The organism is Coprococcus intestinihominis (assembly GCF_040096555.1).
Classification (GTDB): domain Bacteria; phylum Bacillota; class Clostridia; order Lachnospirales; family Lachnospiraceae; genus Coprococcus_A; species Coprococcus_A intestinihominis.
Genome location: NZ_JBBMEK010000165.1, coordinates 1 through 7,494 on the forward strand (window position 1 = coordinate 1; position 7,494 = coordinate 7,494).

General features: G+C 44.4%; 11 protein-coding genes. 2 read left to right on the top strand and 9 right to left on the bottom strand.

Going from position 1 to position 7,494, the window contains the following annotated elements; genetic code table 11:
- From WMO25_RS12185 to WMO25_RS12205, 5 genes are all read right to left on the bottom strand, one after another.
- On the bottom strand, positions 1-660 hold a 660-nt coding region (locus WMO25_RS12185), incomplete at its 3' end, for a hypothetical protein (protein ID WP_349085530.1).
- 159 nt (positions 661-819) lie between these two features.
- Positions 820-1,596 carry an ATP-binding protein gene (locus WMO25_RS12190; protein WP_349085520.1) on the bottom strand — a complete coding sequence of 259 codons (777 nt, stop codon included), beginning with the start codon at positions 1,594-1,596 and terminating at the stop codon, positions 820-822.
- Between the two features lie 6 nt (positions 1,597-1,602).
- Positions 1,603-1,929 (bottom strand): sensor histidine kinase, encoded by a 327-nt coding sequence (locus tag WMO25_RS12195; RefSeq protein ID WP_349085521.1) that lies wholly within the window; start codon positions 1,927-1,929, stop codon positions 1,603-1,605.
- Between the two features lie 13 nt (positions 1,930-1,942).
- Positions 1,943-2,101, bottom strand: a complete 159-nt coding sequence (locus WMO25_RS12200) for a hypothetical protein (RefSeq protein WP_349085522.1) — start codon at positions 2,099-2,101, stop codon at positions 1,943-1,945.
- 91 nt (positions 2,102-2,192) lie between these two features.
- On the bottom strand, positions 2,193-2,513 hold the full coding sequence (locus tag WMO25_RS12205) for a helix-turn-helix domain-containing protein (RefSeq protein ID WP_349085524.1): 321 nt from the start codon (positions 2,511-2,513) through the stop codon (positions 2,193-2,195).
- 291 nt (positions 2,514-2,804) lie between these two features.
- Here WMO25_RS12205 and WMO25_RS12210 point away from each other — a divergent pair, with 291 nt between their 5' ends.
- Positions 2,805-2,978: a hypothetical protein gene (locus tag WMO25_RS12210; RefSeq protein ID WP_015515189.1), complete on the top strand. Its 174-nt coding sequence runs from the start codon at positions 2,805-2,807 to the stop codon at positions 2,976-2,978.
- Between the two features lie 99 nt (positions 2,979-3,077).
- On the opposite strand, the gene WMO25_RS12215 is transcribed toward WMO25_RS12210, so the two are convergent.
- The 4 genes from WMO25_RS12215 to WMO25_RS12230 form a co-directional block, all read right to left on the bottom strand.
- Positions 3,078-3,278: a flavodoxin gene (locus WMO25_RS12215; RefSeq protein WP_349085525.1), complete on the bottom strand. Its 201-nt coding sequence runs from the start codon at positions 3,276-3,278 to the stop codon at positions 3,078-3,080.
- Between the two features lie 41 nt (positions 3,279-3,319).
- A complete protein-coding gene (locus tag WMO25_RS12220; protein WP_349085526.1) occupies positions 3,320-4,723 on the bottom strand; it encodes a hypothetical protein in 1,404 nt (467 codons plus the stop codon).
- Entirely contained in the window at positions 4,720-5,115 is a 396-nt protein-coding gene (locus tag WMO25_RS12225; protein WP_349085528.1) for a GntR family transcriptional regulator, read from the bottom strand. The genes WMO25_RS12220 and WMO25_RS12225 overlap by 4 nt, the downstream gene beginning before the upstream one ends.
- A gap of 97 nt (positions 5,116-5,212) precedes the next feature.
- On the bottom strand, positions 5,213-6,208 hold the full coding sequence (locus tag WMO25_RS12230) for a quinone oxidoreductase family protein (RefSeq protein ID WP_256167118.1): 996 nt from the start codon (positions 6,206-6,208) through the stop codon (positions 5,213-5,215).
- Positions 6,209-6,402: 194 nt separating this feature from the next.
- On the opposite strand from WMO25_RS12230, the gene WMO25_RS12235 reads away from it, so the two are divergent.
- The coding region (locus WMO25_RS12235) for a C69 family dipeptidase (RefSeq protein ID WP_349085529.1) at positions 6,403-7,494 on the top strand (1,092 nt) is incomplete at its 3' end.

The following is a 7,494-nucleotide window of genomic DNA, read 5'->3' on the forward strand; positions in this document are numbered from 1 at the left end:
CTGGATATCCGGCAAAGACAACATGCTCATTCCCACAGAATCCACAATCATATCCTCTGCTCCCTGAATATTGAACAATCGGACATTCACTGCATAATAAATAAAACGAGACTCCATCGGCAGCCGGCATCGGATCAACTTCTCCCTTGTAAACATCTTCTTGGAACTGTCAAATACAACCGCCCTACAGGATGGAAACAGTTCCATCAACGCCTCCACATACTGCACCAGCATCTCAGCACGTTCCTTATAATTCAAGCCTGCTGCCATCATATCTGACGCTGCAACCTGCCAGGTACATTGCTGCAGAATGTCATCACATTCGGGGCAATCCCAGGTCTGACTTTTCTCCATGCCATCCATCACAGGCGCCGTTATCGGCTTGCATCCCATAATCAATAGCTGCGGTGATATATCTTTATTCTCTTTTGCAAAATGAACACTATACTGACTGGCAGAAAAGCCAATGACCTGTGCATCATAGCAAAAGCACTCACTTCTTCCCAAATGTCGATCCATCACATCCTGCACCGTCTCACGGTCCGGCATCTCACATTTATCTTCCATCAACATACGAATACCAAAAACAGCATCCGGACGTTCCGTCACACATTCAAGATTTTGCTTGATAATGTCTTTATCTTCTTCAAATGATCCCATCACAATACCTTTCTATTCTTCTAATCTACACACTGCCCATTTATTATACCTTAGATTCCGATGCGTTAAAATACACTTTGCACAATTATGTAAAAAAACGACTAAACTTGCCGTTTAATCGTTTTTCCCGTTCATGCGGTTTTCAGCAGTGATGTAATTTCAAAATACTCTGCCACGACCACAGTATCGCCCAATAGCCTCACGAATGACCTCTATATCCAATGGTTTTGTAAAGTGTTCATCCATCCCGGCTTCCCTGCTTTTAGCGATGTCATCAATAAATGTATTGGCCGACATGGCAAAAATAGGCACCGTTTTGGCGTCCTCCTGCTTAAGGCTGCGTATCCGCCTGGCGGCCTCCAGTCCATCCATCACCGGCATCATAATGTCCATCAAGACAATATCATAGGCATGCGTTTCTGACTGTTCAAACAATTCTACAGCCTGAGCACCATTCCATGCCCTATCAACCTGCATGTGCTGTTCTTTCAGTAAAAACTCAGCGATCTCCATGTTCATTTCATTATCTTCAACAAGTAATGCTCTAAGCCCTGCCAGATTCGCTGTCTCATCTGCGTGGATCGCTCGATCGCAATGACAGGATACAATGTCAATCTCCAACGGAAGTCTGACCGTAAATCGGGTACCGACGTTCTTCTGACTCCAAAAATCAATGGTACCATCCATCAGTTCGATCATTCTCTTGGTAATCGGGAGTCCCAGACCCGTTCCATCATACTTGCTCTTGACGCCATCGGATTCCTGTGAAAAAGGTTCAAAAATATGCTGCTGATAAGCCTCACTCATCCCAATTCCCGTATCCTCACAGACAAATTCAAACCACGATCGATCCGGTCTGTCCGCAATCTCCCTGCACCGAAGCCAAACTCTGCCGCCCCGCCTGTTATACTTCACCGCATTATTCAGCAAATTCATCAAAATCTACTGAATATGTGCAGGGCTGCCAATCAAACATGAATGCGTCAGCACCTCATTATCCACATTATAATCAATCCCCTCTTCCATGGCCTGCACTTTTATAACTCGACAGACGCGATCCAGCAGCGCAGTCATCTGAAATGGCTTATGCTCCAGAGTCATCTCACCGGATTCCAGCTTGCTCATATCCAACACACTTTTGATCATCTCCAGCAAATATCCCGACGCCGTCAGTATCTTGTTCCTGCATTCCTGTTGCTTCACCTGATCATCCGGAAAAGCCCCGGCGATTCTGACATAGCCATTGATAGCATTGATCGGTGTCCGCATGTCATGACTCATCCTACGCAAAAAAATCGGTTTTCGCCATATTCGCCCGCTTTGCCTCATCTGCCATCTGAATCAGCTGTTTCTGATAGTTCTGTTCGACTTCCTGCAGTCTCTTCTCATAATCCGCCCGTAATCGTTCATACTCCGGCATTGTATTGATCGTCTCGTTCATCCTCATTCACCCCGATAGGCTCCCTTTTATACTTTGCTTCTCCGTTCTCTCAAAGCATAAAAAAGAACAGTCCCTTTTGATTGAACTGCTCTCATTTCTTCAAACTGCGTATGAATGATAATAAAATCTCTTTCTCCTTTACATCCAGCCCATCCCACACTTCCAGTATCTCACTCTGTTCATCCGTCAAATCCAACCGACTCCCATCCTCTGAGAAAAATTGTGCCAATGTAATATTGAATGCATCACATATCCGCTCCAGTGTGAGAATGATAGGGATACTCTTCTGACTTAATATATTGCCCAATGCAGTCTGTGTCATGCCTGTAATCTGAGACAAACGATACTTCGTATATCCCCTCTTTTCACTCAACCCTGCAATCCGGTCCGGAATATACTCTTCTACACCCAAGTAATGTACACCTCTCCTCTGGTCTATGATACTAACATTGTACCCAGAAATCAGCATATTTATTAGAGAGGTAAAGCTTGAGTGTTTACTCTATTTCAATGGAGTATTCATGTAAAAAAAGGAATTTCACTCAGTTCAATAATTTTTCTGTTTTATTATACCAGAAAAATATATGATATAACAGTCCATTTTATAAATTTGCAAAAGTATAGAATTTCTCTGGTCAATCCGGCCTGTATCTGATAAAATACATAAATATACGTGAAGATTAACCCTATTTTGGAGGCGAACATGGAGATAATTGCTGTACCTTTGATTATATTTTTGCTGATGATTTTTGTTACCAGTTTCTTCTTCACAATGAAGAAAAGGCTGGTGGGATGTCTGATGCTGATTATTCTTATTGCCGGAAGTGCAGCCCTTGGTTATATGCTGATTACCGGTGTCATCACTCTGCCCATTTAAAACACTGTCCCGGACTCTGATGCATTACTGGCAAAATCAGGGGTGTCATATAATTTTCAATACGTATGACACCCCATGTTTTTAGTTTTTCTCGTTTCTCTATAAATTCAGGCTCTGTACCCAGGCTTTGACATCCGCCTCAGATACATTGCCATTAAGCATACGTCCATTCTCAACCTTTGCTTCAGGTACGATTTTCTTCACACCCTCGTCTATCTTGCCAAGACAACTGCCGCCGGATGTCGCAAAGAGAATAATTCTCTTGCCTGTAAAATCATAGCTTTCAAGGAAAGTATCCATGATCTGACCTTTATTCTATTACAAAGGCACTTCACTCCCGGCTACTGTTTCAATTCCTGATACCATTTCTCTGCTTTTCCCTCTTCCTGACTGTTAATAAAAACCGTATACTCCGGCATCTTAATCTCAAGTATCGGTGTCACATCCAACGTCACATACATCTGACATTTGCCGTTCTCTTTGCCTTTAAATTTCCCCAGATACTGCTTACTGTCGGCTGATCCGTTAATTTTATAAAAATTATCATCCGGCAGGGCATCCAAAAGCTGTACATCTTCTATTTCATTTCTGTCAAATGAAATATTCGAATACCCAGATGTAACGGTCACTGTAGTATCCGTCATCTGCATGCGCACAGGTGTAAAATCAATCTTCAAAAGCCACAGACAAAATCCCGCCATCATGACGATCAGCAGCCCATAAGTAATGCCTGTTATGACTTTCCCTGCCGTCCTGCCTAAATTCACGGTATAATTCATACTGCTGTAGCGGTCCTGTATAAACAGCCGTCTGTCATCCGGATTGCTGTACCAGCCATTTCGCCAGTAATAATCGTCATCAATATACATCGGTGCTGTATCCTGCTTCAAAAGTGCCTCTTTCCGGCGCCTGATGATAAAAAAAAGTACAACCATCACAATTCCCGCCGCCGATTCAAAAAGCGCATACAACCCCATCCAGCTCCAGTCCATCCATTTTCCTGATAGCAGCGCCCCGGCAATTGGCCAGAAAGCCATTGAATTACAAATACTGCTGGCCAGAAATCCAACGGACGTCATACGTTTCTCTAAACAATTTACCTGAAAATTAATATCCGAATGCTCACTGTAAATCTTATTGCCCATTTTGTCATAAAACAAAGCTGCTCCCAGCAGACAGCCACAGACAAGCAAACAGCACACGAAGATAATCCAGCTCTCTGAATTGACAGCCATGGCATGCCAAAGCCCCGGTATCACCAACGGCCCACAGAGCACAATCAACGGCAGCGCATGACAAATCATCGGCACTTCCATTTGGGCTGTTCTGGCGGCTGTCTTTGTATCCACGGCACTTGTCACCTGCTCTTCTTCTGATGTCGCCTCATACCAGCCCTTTTGCATCTTCAATTCATACATATACCGGTGTGTCTGCCAGACTTTGCCCATAACACCGATGAAAAAGGCCGTCATCCACACAGTCCATGCAATAAAAAAGATGGACATATACCACATTCCCAGAAAACAAATCACCGTTCCAATGGCAAAATGCCAGCGATAAAAAGCCTTCATCCATGACTGATATTTTTCAATCATCGTCTTCACTTCCGGCAGTTCCGCTACATCACCCGGCACATGAACACCAAATAGCATTCCCTGACGATAGGCCACTTTGCAGCTGTAAACCATCTTCGTAATCCCCACCATCAGCCAATCCGTCAATATCATAATGATCGTTACTATCATTCCGGCACCATCTCCATTTCCTCAAAAATGTGCTGGCAGAACTGTATAAACCGTCCCTTATCCATCCCGCGGATTTTGGCTTCCGCAGTCAGAAGCTCCAACTCATCCTCCAGTTTTTCCTCAAAAGCAGCCTGCTGCGTGGGATATTCTTCCTCCGGTATACAGACGATACTGCCCTTTCTCCGGTCCGTCTCTATAAATCCTTCTGCTTTCAACAGCTGATAGGCTTTGCTCACTGTCATGACATTCACTCCCAGGTCCGCCGCCATCTGACGCACTGTAGGTAGTATCTCTCCTTGTTCAAGTTCTCCCTTGCCAATGCCTTTAACAATCTGATTGCGCAGCTGCAGATAAATCGGCATCTCCGATCTGGAATTAATTTTAATAATCATCGCCTTCTCCTCCTATTATTTATATTATATGTCATAATACAAATAATACAAGAAAAAGATTATCAAAATCTTTCCGACTCTGATAATCTTTCTTAATTTATTCCTCTACATGAAGAATAAGTTTACCCATAATCTGCAAACCATCCATCAGTTCATGAGCCTTCCTTGCCTCTGACAACGGCAGATCCATATAAAAATGTGGTTTTATTTCACCCGAGATAATCCGATCCATACAGATCTTCCGAATCTTTGCCAGACGTTCCGGCTTATCATCATATATATGGAAAGAGAATGAACGAACGGCCGATGCATGACTGGACTGTTTGATAATTGTATCGAGCTGATCCAGTTCTGGACTGCCATCCAGCCAGTTATAAATGACAATCATACCAAAATCCGCCAGATATTCGAACTGACTTGCAAAACGTCTGCCCACCAGCTGATCAAAAATCAGATCCACCCCACGGCCTCTGGTGTAATCCATAATAACTTCTTTGGCATCCTGTTCCTTATGATTAAACACACACTGTGCTCCCAAAGACTTAATGTAGTCGCATTTTTCCTGGCTGCTGGCAGAAGCAATCACTTCAATTCCCTGCAAAAGAGCTGTCTGGATAACCGCTGTGCCGACACCGCCTGCAGCCCCATAAATATAAATAGACTTGCCATCCGTGCCTCTTCCGATTTCATTCAGCAGCGCATAGGCCACCATATAATTCAGGAATCCCGGCGCATACTTCAACGGAAACTCATCCGGAAATACCGTCACAAACTTCTGCGGTACAGCAATATACTCCGCATAAGCGCCATATCCAAGACCGCTGTTGACGCAGACTTGCATGCCAGGTTCAATCCCCTTTACATCTGAACCCACTGCCTCCACAATACCGGCACATTCATTGCCCACAACCAGCTTCGGCGGCTTAGCCTCAAGAAACGGACAGATACCGCTTCTCATAATATAATCCGGCTTTCCCACGCCAATATAAACATTCCTTACAAGAACTTCATCCGGCCCCGGCACCGGCTTCTCAATGTCAGTGTAATAAATCTCCTCCGGTCCTCCGAATCTGTCAATCACTGCTGCTTTCATCAAATTCCTCCTTTGAAAATCCCCATATTCCATCGTGACTACGGGCTTATCACAACTTAATAAAAGTATACATTAAATCTTCCCTGCCATGCAACGCTTTTACTATTCCGATTCCTTATAATGACTGTACGAACCATTCTAAAAGTGGTATCATTCTTATAGTTGCAATAACCTAACACAAGGAGGAATTATAAATGGCTTGTACTACGATTCTTGTCGGCAAAAAAGCATCCTACGACGGCTCTACGATGATTGCACGCAACGATGACTCACCGTCCGGCAAATTTACACCAAAAAAATATGTGGTCGTTCATCCTGATGAACAGCCGCGCAAATACATCTCCGTCCTCTCTCATGTAGAGATTGACCTTCCGGATAATCCGATGCGCTATACTGCTGTTCCAAATGCAGTTGAAGGCGACGGCATCTGGGCTGCCAGCGGCGTTAATGCAGCCAATGTCGCAATGACAGCCACTGAAACCATCACTTCCAATCCAAGAGTACTTGGCGCAGACCCGCTCGTTGTTTATCAGCCGGCCAAAGACGGACAGGAAGAAATCAAAGGCGGTATTGGTGAAGAAGACATCGTCTGCCTTGTACTGCCATATATTCACAGTGCCAGAGAGGGTGTCAAACGCCTCGGCAGTCTGCTTGAGCAGTATGGCACTTATGAAATGAACGGCATTGCTTTTCAGGATGCGGAGGAGATCTGGTGGCTTGAGACTATCGGCGGTCATCACTGGATGGCCCGCAAAGTGCCGGATGATGTCTATGTAATCATGCCAAATCAGCTTGGTATTGACCAGTTCAATCTGGAAGATGCTTTTTCCGAGCAGAAAGAATATATGTGTTCTGCCGATTTGAAAGATTTTATTGAAAAATACCATCTGAATCTGGCTATGGACGGCGTTCTCAATCCGAGAGATGCTTTCGGCAGTCATGACGATTCTGATCATGTTTACAATACCCCACGTGCATGGTATATGGGTCGCTGCCTGAATCCGCACACATGGCGCTGGGACGGTCCGGCTGCCGACTTCACACCATATTCCGACAATATTCCATGGTGCATGGTGCCTGAAAAGAAAGTTACTGTAGAGGATGTGAAATATGTTCTCTCTTCTCATTTCCAGGGAACCTCTTACGACCCTTATGCCGGATACGGAGAGAGCAATATGCGTGGCGCCTACCGTTCTATCGGTATTAACCGCAATGACTTTATGTCTCTGATTCAGATTAATGATAATCGTCCGGATGATATCAAGGCCATCCAGTGGCTTGCATTT

What these genes read in the sequence shown, in the direction of transcription:
- WMO25_RS12190 (WP_349085520.1), bottom strand. Translation starts at nt 1,596, where the DNA reads ATGAATTTGCTGAATAATGCGGTGAAGTATAACAGGCGGGGCGGCAGA.
- WMO25_RS12195 (WP_349085521.1), bottom strand. Translation starts at nt 1,929, where the DNA reads ATGCGGACACCGATCAATGCTATCAATGGCTATGTCAGAATCGCCGGG.
- WMO25_RS12200 (WP_349085522.1), bottom strand. Translation starts at nt 2,101, where the DNA reads ATGAACGAGACGATCAATACAATGCCGGAGTATGAACGATTACGGGCG.
- WMO25_RS12210 (WP_015515189.1), top strand. Translation starts at nt 2,805, where the DNA reads ATGGAGATAATTGCTGTACCTTTGATTATATTTTTGCTGATGATTTTT.
- WMO25_RS12215 (WP_349085525.1), bottom strand. Translation starts at nt 3,278, where the DNA reads ATGGATACTTTCCTTGAAAGCTATGATTTTACAGGCAAGAGAATTATT.
- WMO25_RS12220 (WP_349085526.1), bottom strand. Translation starts at nt 4,723, where the DNA reads ATGATAGTAACGATCATTATGATATTGACGGATTGGCTGATGGTGGGG.
- WMO25_RS12225 (WP_349085528.1), bottom strand. Translation starts at nt 5,115, where the DNA reads ATGATTATTAAAATTAATTCCAGATCGGAGATGCCGATTTATCTGCAG.
- WMO25_RS12230 (WP_256167118.1), bottom strand. Translation starts at nt 6,208, where the DNA reads ATGAAAGCAGCAGTGATTGACAGATTCGGAGGACCGGAGGAGATTTAT.